At 57.0% G+C, this 21,695-nt stretch carries 17 protein-coding genes; all 17 read right to left on the reverse strand.

Annotated features, from left to right (window positions below):
- Positions 1–138: 138 nt before the first annotated feature.
- The 17 genes from QNK41_RS18010 to QNK41_RS18090 all read right to left on the reverse strand — a co-directional run bounded on the left by QNK41_RS18010 (position 139) and on the right by QNK41_RS18090 (position 21,691).
- Positions 139–531 carry a universal stress protein gene (locus QNK41_RS18010; protein WP_319259635.1) on the reverse strand — a complete coding sequence of 131 codons (393 nt, stop codon included), beginning with the start codon at positions 529–531 and terminating at the stop codon, positions 139–141.
- Positions 532–671: 140 nt separating this feature from the next.
- Positions 672–2,039 carry a flagellar motor switch protein FliN gene (gene fliN, locus QNK41_RS18015; protein ID WP_319259638.1) on the reverse strand — a complete coding sequence of 456 codons (1,368 nt, stop codon included), beginning with the start codon at positions 2,037–2,039 and terminating at the stop codon, positions 672–674.
- A 135-nt stretch (positions 2,040–2,174) separates the two neighbouring features.
- Complete coding sequence (locus QNK41_RS18020; RefSeq protein WP_319259640.1) at positions 2,175–3,938, reverse strand: formate--tetrahydrofolate ligase; 1,764 nt, start codon at positions 3,936–3,938, stop codon at positions 2,175–2,177.
- A gap of 269 nt (positions 3,939–4,207) precedes the next feature.
- Positions 4,208–6,205, reverse strand: coding sequence for an ABC transporter ATP-binding protein (locus tag QNK41_RS18025; RefSeq protein WP_319259642.1), 1,998 nt, complete (start codon positions 6,203–6,205; stop codon positions 4,208–4,210).
- Entirely contained in the window at positions 6,195–7,931 is a 1,737-nt protein-coding gene (locus QNK41_RS18030) for an ABC transporter ATP-binding protein (protein ID WP_319259645.1), read from the reverse strand. The genes QNK41_RS18025 and QNK41_RS18030 overlap by 11 nt, the downstream gene beginning before the upstream one ends.
- 174 nt (positions 7,932–8,105) lie before the next feature.
- Positions 8,106–8,747, reverse strand: coding sequence for a histidine phosphatase family protein (locus QNK41_RS18035; protein WP_319259647.1), 642 nt, complete (start codon positions 8,745–8,747; stop codon positions 8,106–8,108).
- The gene (locus tag QNK41_RS18040; protein WP_319259649.1) at positions 8,744–9,892 is read right to left on the reverse strand and encodes a DVU_1551 family NTP transferase; all 1,149 of its coding nucleotides are present in this window, start codon (positions 9,890–9,892) and stop codon (positions 8,744–8,746) included. Before QNK41_RS18040 ends, QNK41_RS18035 begins: the two co-directional genes overlap by 4 nt.
- 25 nt (positions 9,893–9,917) lie before the next feature.
- Positions 9,918–11,756: a BRCT domain-containing protein gene (locus QNK41_RS18045; protein WP_319259652.1), complete on the reverse strand. Its 1,839-nt coding sequence runs from the start codon at positions 11,754–11,756 to the stop codon at positions 9,918–9,920.
- A gap of 10 nt (positions 11,757–11,766) precedes the next feature.
- The gene (locus QNK41_RS18050; RefSeq protein ID WP_319259654.1) at positions 11,767–12,522 is read right to left on the reverse strand and encodes a nucleoside phosphorylase; all 756 of its coding nucleotides are present in this window, start codon (positions 12,520–12,522) and stop codon (positions 11,767–11,769) included.
- A gap of 225 nt (positions 12,523–12,747) precedes the next feature.
- Positions 12,748–13,002 carry a hypothetical protein gene (locus QNK41_RS18055; protein WP_319259656.1) on the reverse strand — a complete coding sequence of 85 codons (255 nt, stop codon included), beginning with the start codon at positions 13,000–13,002 and terminating at the stop codon, positions 12,748–12,750.
- A 130-nt stretch (positions 13,003–13,132) separates the two neighbouring features.
- On the reverse strand, positions 13,133–15,259 hold the full coding sequence (glyS, locus tag QNK41_RS18060; RefSeq protein ID WP_319259658.1) for a glycine--tRNA ligase subunit beta: 2,127 nt from the start codon (positions 15,257–15,259) through the stop codon (positions 13,133–13,135).
- 10 nt (positions 15,260–15,269) lie between these two features.
- A complete protein-coding gene (gene glyQ, locus QNK41_RS18065; RefSeq protein ID WP_319259661.1) occupies positions 15,270–16,145 on the reverse strand; it encodes a glycine--tRNA ligase subunit alpha in 876 nt (291 codons plus the stop codon).
- Positions 16,146–16,433: 288 nt separating this feature from the next.
- Positions 16,434–17,507: a galactokinase gene (locus QNK41_RS18070; RefSeq protein ID WP_319259664.1), complete on the reverse strand. Its 1,074-nt coding sequence runs from the start codon at positions 17,505–17,507 to the stop codon at positions 16,434–16,436.
- Between the two features lie 151 nt (positions 17,508–17,658).
- Positions 17,659–18,462, reverse strand: a complete 804-nt coding sequence (recO, locus tag QNK41_RS18075) for a DNA repair protein RecO (RefSeq protein WP_319259667.1) — start codon at positions 18,460–18,462, stop codon at positions 17,659–17,661.
- A gap of 4 nt (positions 18,463–18,466) precedes the next feature.
- Positions 18,467–19,819, reverse strand: coding sequence for a magnesium transporter (gene mgtE, locus QNK41_RS18080; protein ID WP_319259670.1), 1,353 nt, complete (start codon positions 19,817–19,819; stop codon positions 18,467–18,469).
- Between the two features lie 108 nt (positions 19,820–19,927).
- Positions 19,928–20,650, reverse strand: a complete 723-nt coding sequence (locus QNK41_RS18085) for a helix-turn-helix domain-containing protein (RefSeq protein ID WP_319259673.1) — start codon at positions 20,648–20,650, stop codon at positions 19,928–19,930.
- A 54-nt stretch (positions 20,651–20,704) separates the two neighbouring features.
- Positions 20,705–21,691: a SurA N-terminal domain-containing protein gene (locus QNK41_RS18090; RefSeq protein ID WP_319259675.1), complete on the reverse strand. Its 987-nt coding sequence runs from the start codon at positions 21,689–21,691 to the stop codon at positions 20,705–20,707.
- Positions 21,692–21,695 lie beyond the last annotated feature (4 nt).

The raw sequence follows: 21,695 nt of genomic DNA on the forward strand, positions 1-21,695 counted from the left end.
GATCTCTGCGTTGCGCGAAAAATTTTATCCTCGGAATATCAACTATATGCACCCCAAGGGCACTTCTTTCAGGGCGCCTCCGGTAAAATTTTTCGCACGCCTTGATCTCGACCAAAATCCCTCATTTCTGGACGGACACTATTTAACGGTGACGACGGGGCAGGGGGCTTTTATGATGATATATTGTGCGTTGGATCCGAAGAGCAGTTTGCCTACCTTGGAGCGGCGTTTAATGCCGATGATGATTTCATCAATCGTATTTTCTTTGGCGTAGTCGACAATATCCTCTCCCGGTGTCATGCCCCGCACGAGAAGTTTGGTTTCACACTGGATACCGTCCTCGTCAAACATCTTTTTGGCCGATTCCAGATTTTCGGTGGCATGTTCCACTTCAACGGCGTGAGTGACGCTTCCGCCGGTCAGCGATGATACGATGATCACTGTCGCATCGAAAGCGGCGGCGTGTTTTTTTGCCAGAGCCAAGGCATCCTTGGCAGAATTGGACCCGTCAAAACCGACCAGGATTTTCATTTGTCTCTCCTTTTCTGTTGCGGTGGCATCATGCACGACAGGTCATGATGCCTGAATCTGAGTTATTGGGGGCAGTGAAAACTGTCAAAACCACGTTTAAGACCATCTGTCAAGAAAACAGTCGTTTCGTGTGGGTTGTATCAGCGCATGCTTTTCATCCGCTCCTTGCGACTGACAATTTCGCTGATACGAATGCCGTACTTCTCCTTTTCCACCACCACAAAACCTTTGGCGATCAGTGTCTGGTTAATCAGAATGTCAACCGGTTCTCCTTCCATCTGCTCCAGTTCAACCACCGAGCCCGGTCCCATTTTAAGAACGTCATTGATCCGCTTTCGCGAGCGTCCCAGTTCAACGGTAACCTGCAGGGGGATGTCCATTACAAGACCGAGGTTTTTGAACTGATCGACGTCGCTGTCAGTGCTAGGCGATATCACCGTTTGGACGTTTTCCGCCTGTGCGCTTTTTTCTGCGGCTTCCTCCGAGCCTTCAACGGCAGTGGATTTCTCCCGCTTGACGCTGGTTTCAACGATGATGATGCTATCTTTATGGGAAAAGAGAAATCGGGTGGGCTTGTCAAAATGGGTGGGGTTCACTTTGAAGTCCCGACCGTTGGTGATGGAGGGCGTGGATAATATGCAGGAAAGCCCCGCATCCACAAAGTTGGATTTGAGATTGCCTCCGATGATGTTGCTCACTTCGCGGATCACATCGTAAACCTCTTGCTCGCTTTCGACTTTTTCGATTTCCACGCCCAGCATGGCCGCTGTCATTTGTCTGCCGAAATCGTCATTGACCTGGATATTGAGCAAACCATCCACTTCGCCGGCGAAGGTGACCGATCCTACGGTTCGCATCTCTTCGACAAAGGACTCAGGGACCTGCTGAATGGCTTCCACCTGCATGTCCAACATGGTGTAAAAGACGTCTATGACTGAGTTGACGATGGCCGTCTTGATGTCCACACCGGCGATCCGCTCCATGACGACCTCGCTGGACAGGTCGCTCATCATATCTTCTTTAGCGCCGATTTCCTCTTTGGCGCATAATTCTACCTGTACATATTCATCTTTTTCCCGGAACGCGAGTGTTACCGGTGGGGCGATATCTATGGGGTCGATCTTGAAATCACTTCCCGAGGTGATGGATGGCGTCGATATAACGCAGGTGAGTCCGACATCGAGAAATTCCGTTTTAAGATTTCCGGCCACGATATTGGCCAACTCGCCGATCACATCGGTGATCGCCTCATTACTCTTGATTTCATCGGCCTCGATGCCCCGCATGGCGGAAGTCACTGTCCGGGCGAACGCCTCGGAGAGATTTACACTCATCACACCTGCCACTTCGCCGCCGAAATGGATCGTCCCCACCATCCGGCGGTCTTCGAGACCGGTGCCCACGTTGTCCTCGACCGCTTCCAAATCCATGGACATCATGGTCTTGAAAGTTTCGATGAGCGTGGACGTGATCGTCTGGCGTATGGTGTCGTCGGTGATTTTATCCATCGGTTCCCCGTGGGTATAGTGGTTTTAAATAATCCTTATTGTAGGGGCGTTTTCCTATTTTTGTCAATGATTTACAACAAAAAAGGCCCGGGCAGAGCGCCCGGGCCGAGAGTTGATTGAACGTTGAGCGTCGACTTAGAACAGGCCGCTTACCTTGCCGGTTTCGGTGTCCACGTCAATGCGGCGGAAGGCCGGGTTGGAGCCCGTTCCGGGCATCAGGCTGATGGCCCCGGCACAGGGGCAGAGGAACTTGGCACCAGAGTAGATCAGCACGTCGCGGATCGGCAGGGTCCAGCCCTTGGGCACACCCTTGACCGTCGGGTCGTGGGACAGGCTCAGGTGGGACTTGACCATCATGGTGGCGAAATCGTCGTACTTGGGATCGTTTTCCAGCATCTTGGCCTTGGCCTCGGCTTCGGGAGTCCAAGACACGCCGTCGGCACCGTAGACTTCCTTGGCGATGGTGGCGACGCGGTCACGCAGTTTCATCTCCAGCGGATAGAGGAATTTAAAATCGTTCTCCTCATTACAGGCGTCAATGACTGCATCGGCAAATTCCAGGGCACCTTCGCCGCCCTTTTCCCAGTGTTTGGACTCGGCGCAGCGGGCGCCGGCCGCTTCGGCAGCCTTGCGGACGACGGCGCACTCGGCGTCGGTGTCCGTGTAAAAGCGGTTGATGCAGACCACCGGGTTGATACCGGCCTTGCGGATGACGCCGATCATATGGACCATGTTCTCGCAGCCTTTTTCCACCAGTTCCAGGTTCTCCTTGGTGTAGACTTCGTCCATAGCGATGCCCGGGACCACCTTGGGGCCGCCGCCATGCATTTTCAGGGCCCGGATGGTGGAGGTGAGCACCGATACGTTGGGTTTCAGGCCGCTGAAGCGGGACTTGACGTTCCAGAATTTCTCAAAGCCGATATCGGCTGCGAATCCGGACTCGGTGACGTGGTAGTCAAATAATTTCAGGCCCACGCGGTCGGCGATGATGGAGCTCTGGCCCACAGCGATGTTGGCAAAGGGCCCGGCGTGCACCATGCAGGGGTTGTACTCGGCGGTGCACATGAGGGTCGGGTTGATGGTGTTGCGCATGAACGCGGTCATTGCGTTGCCTACTTCCAGGTCGCCGGTGGTGACCGGCTTGCCGCTCTTGTCGAAGGCCACAGTGATATTGTTGAGGCGTTCTTTGAGGTCGGCCAGGTCGCGGATAACCGCCAGAATCGCCATACACTCGGAGCCCACGGCGATGCCGAACTTGCTCTGCATGGTGAAGCCGTCCATGCGACCGCCGAGGCCGATGATAATGTTCCTCATCGCCTGGGCGCAGAAGTCGATGATCCAGCCCATCTCCACGCGGGTGGGATCGATGTCCAGGCGGCGCATGCCGGTGAGGCGGGCCAACTGCTCGTCATTGTAGTTGCGCTCATGCTGCATGCGGGCGGTCATGGCCACCATGGCCAGGTTGTGGGCATTCATGATGTCGTTGATGTCGCCGGTGAGACCCAGGGAGAACTCGGTCATGGGGATCAGCAGGGAGTTGCCGCCGCCGGCCGCCGTTCCTTTCACGTTCATGGTGGGGCCGCCGGAGGGCTGACGCAGGGCGCCACCCACATTGACACCGCGCAGGCCCAGGCCTTCCATCAGGCCGCAGGAGGTGGTGCTTTTGCCTTCACCCAGCGGCGTCGGGGTGATGGCGGTGACTTCGATGTACTTGCCGTCGGGTTTGTCTTTCAGTCGGTCGATCACTTTCAGGAAATCAATTTTGGCCAGACGCCCCATGGGAAGCATTTCATCTTTCTGGAGCCCCAGCTTCTCCTGCCATTGTTCCGGCGTCGGCATGTTTGCTTCTGCTGCTTCTGAAATCTGCCAGTCCGCCATATTAACCGCATCGTAAGCCATCTATCCAATCCTCCTTTAGTTAATGATTAACAATGGGGGGCCCTGATGGCCCATCACCAGGTGCCGCTGCACCGTAGGGTCGCATGAAAAAACACAATCGAATTGATATAAGATTAGAATGATCGAAATTTTTCCGGGAACCAGAAAAACGCGCCCAATTTAACACGCCTATCCGATTTTGGCAAGACTTATATAGTTGGTGAAAACCGGATTGAAAAGAATAATAAAGTACTGAAAAATTAGAATAATACGTGATGTTGAACCAGGCTTTAGCAACCGTTGGGCACCCCCTGGGAACCGTTGCTCTGAAGATGATAGAGCCGGTAATAAAAGCCTTGCCCGGCCATCAGCGACTCATGGTTGCCGGTTTCCACCATCACGCCGTTGTTGAGCACCACAATCCGGTCGGCCGTTCGGGCGGTGGTGAGACGGTGGGCCACCACCACGCAGGTGCGACCGTGCATCAGATTGGCGATGGCATCCTGCAGGTGGACTTCCGTCTGGGAGTCCACATAGGAGGTGGCTTCATCCAGAATGATCATCTCTGGATCAGCTGAAAAGGCACGGGCTACCGAGATCAACTGGCGTTCACCGCTGGACAGGGAGGCGCCGCCCTCCGAGATGCGGGTGTCCAGACCGTCCGGAAAGCGGGCGACCAGGTCCATGCAGCGGGAGGCGTCAAGGATATTCGCCTGCTGCTGAGGGGTAATGTCGTTGGCAGAAAAGAAAATATTCGCTCGCAAGGTGCCGGTGAACAGGAACGGATCCTGCATCACCAGAGCGATCCGGCTTCTCAACACCGCCGGCTGAATCTGCCTGCAGTCGATGCCGTTGAAGTATACGGAGCCTGATGTGGGTTCGTAAAAGCGCACCAGCAGATTGACCAACGAGGTCTTGCCGGATCCGGTGGCCCCGACAATGGCAATGGTCTCGCCAGCATCGATCGTCAGATCAATCTCTTTGAGGACGGGCTCGCTTGCGTTGTAGGCCAGGGATACGGATGCAAAACGGATCTGTTCCAGCGGCCCGGGGATTTGAAGGTTGCGCTGCTCAGACACGGCGTCGGCCCGGGTGTCCATGAGTAGAAATATCCGTTCCGCGGAAGCCATGGCATTTTGCAGGAGATTGTACTTTTCCGCAAGGTCCCGGATGGGGCGGAAAAACATTTTCATGTAGGCGATAAAGGCAGCCAGCACGCCGATGCTCACGCTCTGGTCCAGCACGTGGGCACCTCCGAAATAGACGACGATGGCGATGGCGGTGACACCCAGGATTTCGATGATGGGCATGAACACGGCAAAGATATTGATCTGGCGCATGCCCGCCAGGTAGTTGTCGTGATTCAGCTGGGCAAAGGTATCGAAGTTCTCCTGCTCCCGGCGAAACGTCTGTATCACCTTGATGCCGGCGATGGTTTCGGAAAAACGGGTGTTGATTTGGGCCACCTTGATGCGCAGATCCCGAAACACATCTCGAACCTTCCTGGAAAATCCGAAGGCTGTTGCCGCTACCAGCGGCAAGACGACGAAGGTCATCAATGCCAGGCGCCAGTCCATGGCGAGAAGTACAATGGCGATGCCTGCCAGCAAAAACATATCCTTGAATACCATTGAGATGAAGGAGGTGAACATATCATGCATGTTCTGGATGTCGTTGGTTACCCGGGTCACCAGCCGGGCGATTGGATTGCGGGTGAAAAAGCCCAGGGGCATCTCCTGGATATGACGGTACAGGCCAACGCGCAGGTCGTGCATGATCCGATGACCGGCCATTTCCATGATCAGGTTCTGGGCAAATGTAAAAATGAAAATGGCCACCACCACCCCTAAAAACAGGGCGACGATGCGCAGCAGACCGGACAGATCCGCATGGCGCAACCGGCTCAAGCTGGCAGGGTCGAGGCGCTCCAGGTCTGTCAGCCGGATGGCTGCCTGATTTTCCCGGATCCGAAACAGGTTTTTTTCCCGGTCAACCACCTCGGCGACGACAGGATCCTCAAGGTCAACGGACAGCCACCGTTCATCGGCCTGTTGCCTATCGCCCGTGTCGCCGGCAATTCGATCCCGGGGAACAATATGACGGTCGATGATCTCCTTGGTGATGTAGGGGACGGACAACTCCAACAGGGTAATGGCCACTACCAGGGCCACGGATAGAGCCAGTTTGGCCCGGTGGGGGGAGGCATAGGGAAGGACGCGGCGAAGCAGATTTAAATCATAGGGCTTCCCCAGCCGCTGCTCTTCGTCGTAGCCGTAATCAAATCGCATTTTCGAGCTCCTGGAGCCCATGGGCCCGGGCATAATATCCACCGGCGGCCATTAACTGCGCGTGGCTGCCGCTGGTGACAATCCGCCCCATTCCCATCACCACGATTTGATCTGCATGGCGCACCGCCGACAGCCGGTGGGAGATAATGATCATGGTTTTGTCTCCTGCCATGCTCTGCAGGGTCTCCACGATGCGGGCGGCCGTGCGTGTATCCACCTGGCTTACCGGGTCGTCGAGAACCAGGATGGGTGCGTCATTAAGCAGGGCCCGGGCCAAGGCCACGCGCTGTTTTTGTCCGCCGGATAGAATCACCCCTTTTTCCCCAACCACCGTGTCGAATCCGCGGGGCAATTCGTCGATGGTGTCGTCCAGCGCTGCCAGGTGGGTTGCCCGTTGCAGGTCTGCGTCCGCTACTCCTTTGCCGCCGAAGGTGATATTCTCCCGGACCGTGCCCGCGAACAAAAAGGGCTCCTGGGGAGAAATGGACACCAGTGACCGCAACGACCGGATCGTCAACTGGCGGATGTCGGTCCCATCGAGGCGAATGCTGCCTGAACCCGCATCGTAAAGGCGCATCAATAATAGCATTATCGTGGTTTTTCCGGCACCGGGCGGTCCCACGACGCCCAATGTCTGACCCTTTTTTATGCGTATATCAATCCGGTCGAGAACGTTGCCACGACTCGGATCGTAACCAAAACTGACATTTTTGAATGTCAACGTCCGTTCAAATCCGGAGACGGAAATGGCGTCCGGAACTTCGGCCAGCTCGGGTTTGGTGCTGAAGATTGCGTTCAGCCGGTCCAGGGATGCGCGGCCGCGCTGGATGAGATTGGTTACCCAGCCCAGGGCCATCATGGGCCAGGTGAGCAGTCCCAGATAGCTGATGAAAGCCACAAAGTCACCGGGGGTGATTTTGGAAAATATGGTCTGGCGGCCGCCCTGAAACAGGACGATGGCCAGGCTCAGGTTGGTCAGCAGCATCATCAGCGGGAAAAACGCACCGGTGATTTTCACCAGGTCGATATTCTCGCGCACATAAGCGTTGGAGATCCGGGTGATCTCTGCGGTCTCGGCCGCTTGGGCGTTATAGGCCATGATTACGCGGATACCGGCAAAACGTTCCCGGACCGCTTCGGTGAGTTCACTGAAGGCGCCCTGCACCCGCTTGTAGCGGCGGTGCATCCGCCGGCTGAAAAAACGGGTGCCCAAAACGATCAGGGGCATGGGAATCAGCACGTACAGGGTCAGCTCCAGGTTGATATAGATCATGAAGCCGATGGCTGCCGATCCTAAGAACAGGGCGTCATTCAAGGCCACCAGCCCCATCCCGGCTGCCATGCGCACCTGCTGGATGTCGTTGGTGGCGTGGGCCATGAGGTCGCCGGTGCGTGTCTGGTCGAAATAGGCCGGCGACAGGGTCTGAATATGGGCGAAAAGCCGGTTGCGCAGGGCTTCTTCGGTCTTGCGGGCGGTTCCCAGGAGGCAGCGGCGCCAGAAAAACCGGAAAAAGCCGATGCACAGCCCCAGGGCCAGTATGGTCACGGCATGATTCAACAGACCGCTGTGATCCACCTGCAAAAGGGTCAGGTCGTCGACCACCCGCTTGATGACGAGGGGGATGAAAAGCTGGAGCAGATCCACCACAATCAGGCACAGCAGGCCGAACAGGATGCTGCTTCGGTTGGCGATCAGGTAGGGTTGTATCAGCTTGAAAGATTTCATCGGTCCTCATTTACAGGGTGAACGAAGGCTTGTCTGATCCGTGTTGGCTGTTCGTTCTCCAGTGGAAGTGAAATTCAATGTAAGGCAGGAACGGGAAGCGGTCAAATGGCGTCGGTGGATAAATGAAAACGGGTCGGCGGGCGGTGACCATTGGGTGGCTGAACCGCCGCCACCCTAATCCGGAATCAGGTTGATGGCCTGAATGCGATACCCATTGGACTGCCGGCCAACGAGATTCATTGCCCCGTAGTCCTGGGCAATGCGAAACAGGTTTTGCGGTGGCATGCCCAACAGGTGGCAGAGAATCATCCGGTTGACGCCGGCATGAGCCACAATCAACAGGTTGCCGCCGGCTTGATCGACCGCCTGTTCAAAGACCGGGACCACGCGCCGCTGAAGGTCCATGAAGCTTTCACCTCCCCCCGGCGGCCGGAACCGGGCCATCTCCATCCCGCGTTGTCGAAAGGCAATGGGCCAGCGCTCCCTGACCCGTCGGAATGTCATTCCGTCCCAGCCACCCAGGTTGATTTCTCTCATGCTGGCGAGCGGCTCGACGATGAGGGGACGGTCGGCGCAAAGGATGCGGGCGGTTTCCTTGCAGCGGGACAGATCACTGCAAATGATGCGCGCGATCGGTACGTCGGAGAGCCATTCCTGCCAGCATTGCGCCTGGCGGCGCCCCATTTGACTCAGCGGGAGATCCGTCTGACCAATGAAACGTTTTTGATTGGTTTTACACAGGTGTTCACCATGGCGAAGCAGTAGAATCTTTTTTTCCGGACCTGACACCAGCCAGGACCTCAGACTATTTTTCATGGTTGCCGCCTGATGATCCCGGCTGTGTTCAACAGTTGACCAATCGTCTGACCTGATAGTTGTTCCACTTTGCTTTGGATCGTGAGCGCAGCACGCTGGCGCTGGTCAATTTCCGCTGAGGCTTTCGGGTCGTGGCCGTATTTTTTCAGCTTCGCGTCGAACCGTTGCTTCAGGCTTACCAGCGTGGTCCCGGCCACCAGCTTGTCTGCCAGGTAAACGATCTGCGCCTCGTCCAAGGGGGAATCTTGAGACGGGCGGATATCCATATGAATCGCGATGAGGGCGGCCATGGCGGGAAACCCCATTGCATGCAGCAGATGGGCCCCGGCGGCAGCATGGTTTATCTCCGTTCGTGCCACATCGTGAACCCGGGCGGCGGATTGAACCAGGTGGACGTCAAGGGCTCCGCCCCTGTCATTGACGGCCCTGGCCAGCGCCGTGGCCACGCAAGCCACCCGATGGCAGTGGTGGATCAGCGGCCCGGGCAACTTGCGAACCTTTTCCATGAGCACCCGGCACTCATCTTCGGTGAGCCGGTCGGACGTCGCCAGCCGGGTTTCAAGACGCTGAAAGTCATCCGGTGTGTCCGCATCCAGCAGCACACCTTCATCGGCCACCTGGACGTCCAGGGCCGTTGCGTCGAAACGACGAAGCAGCGCGCCGAGCCCGCCGTTGCCGCCATGGGATAAGATGGCCTCTTTCAGCGCGCCGTCGATCAGCGGCGGGTGTCCCCGCTTATCATCAAACACCGGATAGGCCACGGGTGACGGGAGCCGATCGAAAGCATCCATCAGCATGGCCAGGGTGTGCGGGCGAACCAGGGGAATATCTACCGGATGAACGAAAAAGGATGAAACGTCTGACGCAAGTGTATTGATGCCGGCCAGCACGGAAGCGAACATGCCTTCATCATGTGCCGGATTGTGGACCACGGCCACCGGCAGGGAGGTCAGCGCAGACCGAATAGTTTGGGAACGAAAGCCGGTCACCACCCGGATGTCTGTCACGCCGGCGCTGCGGTAAAGGGATACGACGCGTTCCAGCACCGTTCGCCCGCCCAAGGTCAACAATGGCTTGAATCGCCGCATCCGCCGGGAGTAGCCGGCGGCAAGGATGATGACGGATCGTTGACGCCGACGGGTCATGGAAGCCGTCTTCTCCCTGTGTCGCTCATTTTCCTGCGATCATGGCCATGTACTGGCTTTCGGTGAGGATCGTCACCCCCAGGCGGTTGGCCGTGTTTATCTTCGAGGCACCGACGTTCTCACCGCAAACCAGATAATCGGTCTTACCGCTGACGGCTGTCTGCACCGTGGCGCCCAGCGCCCGGGCCTGTGCCTGCATCGCTTCCCGGGCGCCGTGAATCATTTTTCCGGTAAAGACGATACTTTTGCCCGCAACGGGACTGTCGATGGCCTCCTGCTCCGTTGCCAGGGGCGTGCGCCGCAGATTGAAACCCAAGGCGAGCATGTGGCGGATGGTCCCCTCCATGGCGTCGATACTGGTCACGATACTCTGGCTGGTCTTGTCGCCGAACCCTTTGATTTGGGCGATCGCTTGGGGATCCAGCTTGACCACATTTTCCAGCGGCACATGGGCCAACAGTTTGCGGCTGTCCCCGGTGCCCAGGTCCGCGATGCCGAAAGCGGCCAGGAACCGCCAATCCTCAACCAGCTTGGTGCGGCTGATGGTGATTGCTTCGGCTAGATTCTTTGATTGCACCGGTCCGAACCCCATGGATGAGAAATCTGCCTCAGAGAGCCGGTAGATCGCCTCCAGACTGTCATGGCCATTTTCGACAAGCTTACGGATGGTCTTGATGCCGAACCAGTCGGCATTGCCCAGAATCCGGAACCAGTGGCTGATGCGTTGCTCGATCTGGGCCCGACAGGCGTGGTTGGTGCACATGAGAAAATCGTTCTGCCACACCAGTGGTCCACTGCAGGCGGGACACGCCTCGGGGCGCTCCACCTCTCCCCGGATCTCCAGAACGGCTTCCAACTTGGGAATGACCTCGCCGCTGCGAATGACCTCGATACGGGTGCCGATGCCGATGCCTGAATTGCGGATGTTGCCCGCGTGGTGGGCGGTCACCCGGCGGATGGTGGCGCCAGACAGCGATACCGGGTCCACCTCCAACACCGGCGTGATCTTGCCGGTGCGGCCCACCTGCCACTGGATGCCGGTTACCGTCGTCTGGGCTGTTTCACCTTTGGTCTTAACGGCGATCTGCCAGCGGTAGTGGTGGGCGGTGGCGCCCATCTGGTCTTTTAACCGGTCATCCGTCACCTCGGCCACCATGCCGTCTGTTGGATAATCCACCTCCTGCAACAGATCCTGGACCAATTGTCGGGTATCTGCCACCAACCGGCGTCCGTCAACGATAATCGAAGTGGCCTGGCTGTAGGGGACGAAGTGGACCATACGGTCGTTCAATGCGATTGTGGCGTTTTCGTTGAGTGTATCCGAGGAGATGATGCCCACCACCATGTTGCGCGGGTGTTCGAAAAAATCGGCCATATGTTGGTCGAAATAGCTTTTCACCACCACAATTTCTCCCATCCCCTGGCCGCGGCCGCCGATGGGAACAACCCCTTTGGCAAAGGCGCTGGAGATCTCGTAACCGACTTCTCCGTTTCCCCGGGTGGTGAATACGCTGCCGTCATCCCGACCGGCCAGGCCGTCCAATTTGGGCGTCAGTCTGAATGTGACCGAATCGATTCCAAGGACCTCAGCCTCCTTTTGTACCCGGGCCACGAAGCGTTCCAATTGTTCTCTGGTGTAGGCTTTTTCGATGGAGAGCATGGGTGTGGGGTGGCGGACTTCCCGCCGGCCGGTGAACGGCTCCGGTTCCACGGCCTGCAAAAACGGATGCTCCGGCGCGAGTTCGCGCAGTTGCTCCACCAGCGTGTCGTATTCGGCGTCACTGACAATGGGGGCGCCTTGGCGATAGGCCTTATTGTAAGCGATCAGCAGATCGACCAGTTCGTTTAGGGTATCTTGGTTCATTTTTTTGGTTCTAGGTTCTGGGCTCAAGGGTTCTGCGTTCATCGGCCATGCTCATCGTCGCCCTGCAGGCCGTCTCACGGGCGATTTTAAATGCCGGGGTGTTGAAACCCGGACGCCACTGATAATCGGAGAGTTCATCGGAAACCACCAGGATACCCGCGGCCTCCATTTCGCGAAATCCGGCCACCGTGAAAATGGCGGACAACTCCATTTCGACGGCCAGGGCACCTTTGGCCTGGTAGTGTTTCACCTTCTCAACCGTTTCGCGGAAGATGGCATCGGTGGTCCAGACTGCGCCCTCGTGGAACCTGGCCCCCTCGTTTTGCAGGGCCAACCGGACCTGGTGCACCAGTGGCCGAGCGGGTAGGGCCACCCGGCATGATGGGTCGCAGTAGTGGCCGGACGTGCCTTCGTCGACCATGGCGCTGTCCGGTAGGATGATGTCGCCGGCTTTTACCTGTTGAGATACGGCGCCACACCAGCCGACATAGAGGATCGATTCAACCCCCCAGACGCCCAATGCTTCAACGATCATGGCGGCATAGGGGGCCCCGATCATCGGACCGGCCAAGGTGAATCGCCGCTGGTCGTCCGCATGGACCTGAAGGCTGCTCATGTAGAGCTTGCGTTGTTCCACCATCGGGGTGTCCGCCAGGCGCGCCAACAGACGCAGGTCGCTCTCCGTGGCCGCCAAAATGGCCAGGGGGCCGGTGTCGGGCGGCTTTTTCCCTTTCACGGGGTTAACGATGGCGCGGCGGTCAGGCATAGTCTATAATTCGAGATCATGTTTTTGGACTGCGTTATCGGTCGTCGCGGTATGCCTAACCAGCTTCCTTCCTCTGGCCTTGCCAATAGCATGATCTCGAACCTTAGACGTCCAACTTGGATATAGAATGAAATGGTCCGCAGATATGCTTTCGTTCAGGAGGTTGTGAAATGTATCGTAGGGTGGCGGTACGAGTCACGCCAACCGTCCGGTGCACTTGGCAGGTCAGGTCGGTCGCTGCAGGTCGGTCAGTTCATCCTTGATTTCATCCATGATGTCATACAGCCAGAGGATGTCTTCGGTGGTCAGGCGGCCGGCCTTCACCGGGGCCCGGTCACTGCCGTCCTGTTTTTTGAGAATACGGGGGCCGATCTGCACCTTGGCCTCCCCCTGGTCGTAGCGGTTGATGGTGATCAACAGCCCGGTCTCCGGGCATTTCCATTTTTTTAGCACCTTGTCTTTGTTTGGATCAAAGGGCATTTTTTTTTCTCCTAAATTAGAATTGTGGGATTGAGGGATTTTGGAATTGAGGAATGAATACCGTTTTGATCCTTTTTCAATCCCTTAATTACCAAATTCCCAATTCCTTAATTGACCTTTTGTGTCCGGGTCATGTGGATATCTGTGAGAAATCGGCGACCTGTCCGAAAACGGCCGATATGGATGCCAGCAGAGCCAGCCGGTTCCGGCGAACGGCATCCTCGTCGGCCATGACCATGACCTTGTCGAAAAAGGTGTCCACCGGATCACGCAGGGTGGCGATGGCGTCCAGGGCGCTGTCCAGGTCTCCCTGGTCCATGAGGCGGGCCACCTGCCCGGTTACCGTCTGGCAGGCGGCATGCAGGTCACCCTCCGTGGCGTGTGTGAACAGGGTCGGATCGACCGGCGCGGCGCTGGTTTCCGTGGCTTTTTTAAGAATGTTCTCCACGCGTTTGAATGCCGCGGCCAAGGGCTCGAAACCCGGCTGACCCTTGAGTTTTTCCAGGGCACCCACCCGTCGTTCTACATCGGGGATGCGGTCCGACGAGACGCTGGTTACCGCGGCGATGATGTCTTTGGACCGTCCCTCGTCGGCCAGAAGACGGGCGAGACGGTTTTTCAGGAAAGTCAAGACGGCGTCCGCAATTTGAGCCGTCGGTTCGGTGCGCATCTCGGTGAACAGGGAGCCCCCCTTTTCCACCAGTTCGGCAAGCGACACGTTGATATTCCGGCTGCGCATGATCTGCAGGATGCCGATGCCCTGGCGCCGGAGGGCATAGGGATCTGCCGCACCGGTAGGAATCAGGCCGACGGCGAAGCATCCGCAGATGGAATCGATCTTTTCGGCGATGGAGAGCAGGGCGCCGGTTTCAGTCTCCGGCAGTTGCCCGCCGCTGTGGGTGGGCCGGTAATGCTCCTCGATGGCAGTGGCCACATCCGGCTCCTCACCGGCCGCCTGGGCGTAAATCCGCCCCATGATTCCCTGGAGTTTGGCAAATTCCCCGACCACCTGGCTCACCAGGTCCGCCTTGCACAGGTAAGCCGCGCGGGTGACCTTCTCTTTCTCAGCCGGGTTGACGGCATCGGCCAGCCAGGCGGCGATGCTTTTAACGCGCATCACCTTGTCGTACATGCTGCCCAGCTTGGCTTGAAAGAGCACGCCTTTGAGTTTCTCCACCCAGACTTTCATGGGTACCTTGATGTCGGCGGTGTAGAAATAGCGGGCATCGGAAAGCCGGGCGCGCAGGACGCGCTCGTGACCGGTGGCCACCAGGTCCATATTCCGGGTTCGGGTATTGTTGACGGCGATGAAGCCGGGCATCAGCCTGTCCGTCGCGTCGATCACGGCGAAGTATTTCTGGTGTTCGCGCATGGCCGTGATGAGAATCTCCTTGGGGACCTCGAGGAAGATGTGGTCAAACCGACCTGCCGTGGCGATGGGGGTTTCCACCAGATTGGTGACGATGTCCAGCAGTTCTTCATCCGGCAGCACCCGTCCACCCATGTCAGCCGCCGCAGCCATCACGGCCGCTGCGGTCATCTGCCTGCGCTCGGCGATATTGACCACCACATTCGCCGAGGCCATTGTCTGCACGTAGGCCTCCGGGGAGGGGATGGTCACCTTGCCCGGGCTCATGAACATGTGGCCCAGTGCCTGGCGGCCACTTTTGATCCGGCCGCCCAGGGTAAACGAAACCAGCTTCGTGCCATACAGTGCCACGATGCTCTGGATGGGTCGGGCGAACTGAATCGAGAGGTCTGCCCAGCGCATGCTCTTGGGAAAGGGGGTGGCAAGGATTACCTCGGGCAGGATGGTTTTGAGCAGCTTGACGGTGGCCTGCCCGCGGTTGGTTTTGCGGGTGCTCAGGTACCGTCCTTTGTCTGTCTGGACCACTTTCAAGCGCTTGACGGCAACGCCGGCTTTTTCTGCGAATTTTACCGCCGCCACGCTGGGTCTGCCATGATCGTCGAAAGCGATTTTTTCCGGCGGGCCCATGAGGTCTTCGGTAACGGTTTCCTGTTTGGGCGCCACCTGATCGACGGTCACCGTCAGTCGCCTGGGCGTGCCAAAGGTGCGGGCCTGCCCGTGGCCGATGCGGGCCCCGTCCAACCGTTTCAGCAGGTTCTGGGCCAGGGCGTCCAATGCCGGCTGGATGTATCCTGCCGGAATCTCTTCGGCGCCGATTTCAAGTAGTAGGGTCTCCATATTCACCTCGATCACGCGTTCACGTTCGATATTCGTTCTAATCCGTTTCACCGGCGATCAATCATGCTGTTTTTTTCAAGAGCGGAAAGCCCATGGCTTCACGTTGCTTCAGGTAGCCCATGCCGCAGGCCCGCGCCAGATTACGGATCCGGGCGATGTAACCGGTCCGTTCGGTGACGCTGATGGCGCCGCGTGCGTCCAGCAGATTGAAGGTGTGGCTGCACTTGAGGGTGAATTCATAGGCCGGAAGCACCAGACCCGCTTCGATAATCCGTCCGGCTTCGGCTTCATAACGGTTGAACAGGTCCAGCAGCATGTTCACGTCGGCCTTTTCGAAGTTGTAGGTGGATTGCTCCACCTCCTGCTGGTGGTGGACCTGTCCATAGGAGACCGTGTCGTTCCACATCAGGTCGTAGACGTTGTCGACACCCTGAAGGTACATGGTGATGCGCTCCAGGCCGTAGGTCAACTCCACTGAAATGGGCGACAGCTCCATGCTGCAGGCCTGCTGAAAATAGGTGAACTGGGTGCACTCCATGCCGTCCAACCACACCTCCCAGCCCAAGCCGGAAGCGCCCAGGGTGGGCGACTCCCAGTCGTCTTCCACGAAGCGGATGTCGTGCTCCAGCGGGTCCACGCCCAGGGCCTTCATGCTCTGCAGGTAGAGCTGCTGAACGTTGGTGGGGGAGGGTTTAAGCAGCACTTGGTACTGGTAATAATGCTGAAGGCGGTTGGGGTTATCCCCGTAGCGTCCGTCGGTGGGCCGCCGGGATGGCTGGACGTAAGCCACATCCCACGGCTCGGGTCCCAATGCTTTCAAGGTGGTGTGGTGGTGAAAGGTTCCGGCGCCTACTTCCTGATCGTAGGGCTGAACCACCACGCAACCCTTACGGCCCCAAAATCGGTCCAATGTGAGAATGACATCCTGAAAATTCATGCGCGTTTCCTCGACGGTCCGTATCGATAGTCAAACGGTTGATAAAATTAATAATCGATTGAAATTCCCGGATATGACACGGTGTTCGATAGGCGACTTACGTAGCATTATCGATAACGTTTAACAAGACCGGGGTTTGCCTTCAGGGCAATGCCAACGGCCAAAGCAAAAATGTCAATTGGTGGTCGCGCTTTCGCGGTCATTGATAGTTGCTGGGTTCATCCACATTAAGCCGACATCCTTCATTGGACATTTTTAAGTTGGCCGTTGACATTCAAATGGGGTTGTTTACATGACTCCGTTGGCGTCTACACCGCAGGTGAGCAATCCGGCCGTAGGCCGCCCTGACAGCACCTTTTCCCATGCCGGCTTCAGGGCTGCCATGGCGTCGGTTGCACCGATGGCCCACAGGCATCCGCCGCCTCCGGCCCCGGTAAACCGGGCACCGCATCCGGCTTCGAAAGCGGCTGCCGCTAACCGGTCGCCCATGTCGTCTAACACCTGTGGGGTCATGGCCTTTCGAATGGCTGTCTCCCGGTTCATGGCTTCGGCGGCTGCCTGTATGTCCCATCGGATGATCGCTCGGGCAAAATCCTGGGTCAGGCGGACAATTTCATGCCAGTTTTTACGGCCGTTTCCGCTGATGAACTGTCTGACCCAGGACCGGTTGACATCCTTGGATACATGGGTGACACCCAGGTACGCCACCAGCAGGTGGCGGTCCAGGCGCCGAAGCGCTTGCCCCTCCAACAGAGGCTTTCCGGAGAACGGTGTCTGGCCCGGATCCGCCGGCCAGGTCCATGCGTTGACCCCGCCGAAAGCGGCGGCCAGCTGATCCTGGAGGCCGCAGGGCACACCGGCCACGCTCTGTTCGATGGCGTGGGCCAGGAGCACCATCCGGTCACGGGAGATTCCCTTTTTGCCCAAAGCAATCAGCGCCTTGGAAAAAGCGGCAATCAGGGCTACGGCAGCCACCGACGATCCCCCCAGCCCGCTTTTGGGCGGTGATGAGGAATGGATGTGTATGTGAACCCCCCTGGCGCCGAAATAGTCAGCCACGGCGAACATGAGGCCCAGGGGGTGATCGTAGGGGGCGTCTGACGGGTTGAATACCGCGTCGGCGAAGCCCGCTGATGAGACCTGTATCCGATTGCCGGTGATCGGGCGCAGGTTGACGGTGGTGCGTCGATCCAAGGCGATATTAACCGTGGATGGGGCCAAGTGCCTCAGCGGATAATGAAAGCTGCTGATGTCCAACGTCCCCCCGAAATCGATTCGACAGGGCGCCGATGCGTCGATGGGATGGCTGTCCAGCAGCGGCCCGATATTGCCCAGTGTCATTGCCTTGGTCCGTGTTGCCATGATTTTCAATTTAGATTTATATATTAGTGTGTTAAGTGTTAAGTCTTAAGTCGATGGTTTCTGTCGATTATATATAGATTCCAATCCTTAACTTAACACTTAACACCTAAAACTTAACACTATGTATTTATATTACAAAAAAAGCACACGCTTATGGTTTTGCCGGTACAGGTGTTTTCCTGCCACCCATTGTTTGCCGGATAGCCCGAAGTACCTTAAGGCTTTTGGGGGACTTGCCGATGTGAAAGGGAACGAAGGCTTCCAGAAATTTCAGCCCCTCGGAGATGGCCGTGGGCGCAAACCGGACCCGGGCGGCCCGCTCCAGGTTCCCGGTGTCGGTCCACATGAGCTGTTTCAACGTGCCTTTGGAGATCTTCAGTCGGCCATTGGTGGGGATCCCGCAGGTCGGGCAGGCAATCCCCCCTTTGGAGGGATCCGAGACCACCGACGCATGCCGGATCTGGTCCAGGCAGGTTTTGCAGGTATGGCAGTGGTCGAAATTGGGACGAAATCCAGCCAGTGATAAAAAGCGCATCTGAAACAGGATGCTGAGCACTTCCACGGGCGTCTCTCCCCGGTTGAGTTCGGCCAGCACATGCGACATCAGTCGGTATAGTGGCTCCTGGGGTTCTCCCTCGGCCATCCACAGATAAATCAATTCCGACCAGTAGCTGGCATAGACGGTTTTAATGATATCTTCGCGGATTTTGAAAAACGGATCTTCCAGAGACGCCTCCTGGAGCACCGGCATGCCTTTGCCCCGGCCTTGGGCCAACACCACGTTAAGCCGGGAAAAGGGTTCCAGTACCCCGGAAAATCGTTTGACGCTCTTTTTAGCGGATTTGGCAATGGCACTGGTCTTTCCCTGTGCCTGGGTGAACAGGGTGACTATGAGGTCGAAATCGCCAAACTCGATGCGACGGAGCAGGATGGCGGGTGTGTTCAGGCTGGCCATGATCTCAGACGCCGAGAAATCTGGTGGCGATGGTAAAGTAAAAGTAGACGCTGATGATATCGACGGAGGTGGTCACGAACGGACCGGTGGCAACGGCTGGATCGATATTGATCCGTGCCAGCAGCATGGGCACGCATGATCCCACCAGAGCGGCAACGGACATCGAACAGATGACTGCCAGGCAAACTGCCAGCGCCAGCATGAAGGTGCTGTACTGCAATTGGGCCACCGACCCGATGAGCAGACCGTAGACGAGGCCAAGGATCAAGCCTACGCTCAGTTCTTTACCCACCACCGAACCGATGTCCCGGATATTGAGCCGCCCGGTGGCCAGTCCGCGCACCACGATGGTGGAGGACTGGGTGCCGATATTGCCGCCCATGCCCATAATAACCGGAATAAAGGCGGCCAGGTAGGTGATCCTGCTCAGGCTGTCCTCGAATTGGCCGATGACGTAAAAAGCGAATATCCCGCCCAGGCAGCTGGCAAACAGCCAGGGCAGGCGGATGCGGGTGCTTTTGAGGATGCTTTGAGTTTCAACGAATTCTTCACCCACACCGGCCATCTTCAGGATATCTTCGGTCGCCTCTTCGCGGAAAATATCGATGACATCGTCCACGGTGACGATTCCCACCAGCCGGTTGCTCTCGTCCACCACCGGAACGGCCAGGATGTCGTAGCGGGCGACCAGTTTGGCCACTTCCTCCTGGTCCATGTGCGTCTGCACGGAAAGGACATCGGTGGCCATGAAGGATTTCAAGGGCGTCTGGGGTTTGACCACCACCAGCTGCCGCAGGGAACAGACACCCACCAGGTTGCCGTATTCGTCCACCGCGTAGAGATAAAAGGGCATCTCGACATCGGCAAACTCTTTCTGGATTCGCTCGATGGCCTCTTTGGCGGTAATCTCCTGGTTCAGGGCGATAAAGTCGGGGTTCATGATACCACCAGCGGTATCGTCTTCGAATCGCATGAGGTCTTCGACCTCATCGGATCCCTCTTTCTTCATGCGCTTGAGCAGGGTGCTGGCGGTTTCATCGGGGAGTTGATTCAGCAGGTCGGCGACGTCATCGTTGGGCATGTCTTCCAAGACGGCCACGACTTCATCCGGATCCATGCCGTCGATGAGTTCGACAAAGAGATCTTCATCCAACTCGCTGAAGACAATCCCCTTTTGCTCCACATCTTCAATCATGTCGAACAGCAGCCGTTGATCCTGGAGCGACAGGCTCCTGAACAGGATGGAAATATCCGCGCCGTGGGTTTTGTTGACGATTTTGTGAAGCCGGCTGCTGGCGCCCCGCCGCAACAGCCGTTTGACGCTGATGGTCAGAATTTTTTGTCTATCCTGTTGCATGGGAGAGTTCGTTGGGTTCGTTGGGTTCGTTGAGCCCCCGCCCCCGATCTCTTGCTCTTGAGCCTTAAGCGTTGACCTTTGAGCTTTCAGGGTTGAGCTGTTTTCTCGTCAGGGTATCTTCAGGCTTACCACTTGACCGCTGTTTCCGAAGATCTTCACCGGTCGCTCATTCAGAAAAATTTGCAGCCCGGTGGCGTTGCCAATCATCAGATTGAAGTTGTCGGTTCCTTCCAACTCCAGACGATCCTCGGGCTTTAAATCATAGGACCGGGCATTCTGTCCGTCCACAATCACCTTCAACCAGGTTCGCTCCACGGCGATAATCTGGAGTTTGAGCTTGTCCTGCGTCTTTGCAGCGGACGGGCGGTTCCCGGCTGTCTCAGCTCTTGAGACAGCCGGTTCGGACAAGGCCGTGCCTTCTGGCGCCGTTGTGTTTTGCGGCGGTGCCGGAGCCATAAAAAAATCGGTGTACCGCAGCAGAAACAAAATGCCGACGATTAGACCCACTGCCATCATCGCCCGACGGAAGGCCCATAGTTTTTCCCGACGTCTCAGGTGATTCTGCTTGGCGTGTTCCTGCTGTTTCAGGTCCGACAGGTAGAATTCGACGGCGACGTCCGCATTGGCCCCCACTGCATCAGCGTAGATTCGAATGAAGCTCTTGACATAGGCCGGTGGGGGGAGCCCCTCATGGGCATTTTCTTCAATGGCCTTGAGGCAGTGGACGGCGATTTTTGTTTTTTCGGCGACCGTTTGAATCGCCAGTTCTTGTTTTACCCGAAAGCTTTTCAGATAGCCGCCGAATGTATCCTGATTCGTTTCCGATTCCATAGAGAAGAACCGCTATATCCAAGGATCTTGAATCTTATGCGTTCGATTCCAATCCTAATTGATGATTTTGATGTGTGACTGACTGCGTAGATCCTCCAGCCATGAGAGAAATTTTTTATCCACCACCTCGGCAAACAGTTTCTGGTGGATCTCTTCCCTTACGCTATCCAAGGGCTTCCCTTCGGTCCGGTCGACCGCCTCCACATAAAAGAGCTGATACCCCTGATCCGTTTCCAGGACTGCAGTTGCCTGGCCCGGGGCCACCCCGTCGAGCGCCGCCTGGATTTTTGGAGAAAGGGTCTCTTTGGAAAACTCGCCGATGTCACCGCCGTCTGCAGCGGCCGGGCTCTGGCTGTAGGTTCGGGCCAAATCGGCAAAGGATTCTCCGGCTTCGAACCGTGAGTGGATTTGTTGCATCTGTTCGCTTACCGTCTGCTTTTCGGCATCGATAGAAAAATCCGGAACCCGCATCAGGATATTTCTTAAATGGTAATTAAGCGTTCCGCCGTAAATCTCAGGGTGGCTGTCGTAGTAGTCCCGGATCTCTTCTTCGGTGATGACGATCTTGGACTTGACCTGATAATTGACCAGCCGGGTGCGAAGGACCTGCTCTTTGATTGTTTCCCGATATCGCTCCATGGTCATTTTATCCTGTTCCAGAAAACGGCGCAGGTCTTCATCGGTAAAGGTGTTTGCTATTTTGATGCGTTCGATGGTGCTGTCGATCTCCGTTTCATCCACCTGGATATCGTAGCGTTTGATCTCCTGATCGGTGAGCTTTTCATCCACCAGGCGGTTGAGCATCTCATTTCGAACGTTGAATAGCATCTGCCGCTCTTTGTCCAGGTCGAATGCCTGCTGGCGGATGCGCTGGGCATAAGGTCCCATCCGTTCCTCGAGTTCGGTCAGCAAAATGATGTCTTCATTGACCACAGCCACGATCCGGTCCAATACCTCGGATGCGGCCGAAGCCGTGGCCGTGGCTGTGAAAACCAATACCCACACCCCAATCAGCATACCCAAAGACAAATTTCGCTTCAAGGCA

The organism is Desulfosarcina sp., from assembly GCF_033791525.1.
GTDB lineage: Bacteria > Desulfobacterota > Desulfobacteria > Desulfobacterales > Desulfosarcinaceae > Desulfosarcina.